General features: G+C 67.9%; 1 protein-coding gene. It reads left to right on the top strand.

Annotation, left to right across the window (positions count from 1 at the left end; genetic code table 11):
- Nucleotides 1–17: 17 nt before the first annotated feature.
- On the top strand, nucleotides 18–265 hold a 248-nt coding region (locus SM753_RS20725; RefSeq protein WP_323192944.1), incomplete at its 3' end, for a PAS domain-containing protein.

Genomic DNA, 265 nt, shown 5'->3' with positions numbered 1-265 from the left:
ACTGGGCGGAGATCCGCGTGTGCCCCGACGAGGACGGACTGACCGTGTTCTCGCGCGAGACCACGACCGAGCGCGAGCGGACGCTGGAACTGGAACGCAGCGAGACGATCCTACAGAACATCCACGACATCGTCCTGATACTCGACGGCGAAGGCGTCGTCCAGTTCTCGAACGCGGCCGCGGAGCGCCGGCTGACGAGCGGCGAGCCCGGGCAGTTGCAGGGGCGACCGCTGGCCGAGGTTGTCGGTGGTCGAGTGTCCGAGAC

This window comes from Halostella sp. PRR32 (assembly GCF_034808085.1).
Lineage (GTDB): Archaea > Halobacteriota > Halobacteria > Halobacteriales > Natronoarchaeaceae > Halostella > Halostella pelagica.
Note: the sequence above shows the minus strand (reverse complement) of the source record. Positions and strands in the feature narration are given on the sequence as shown.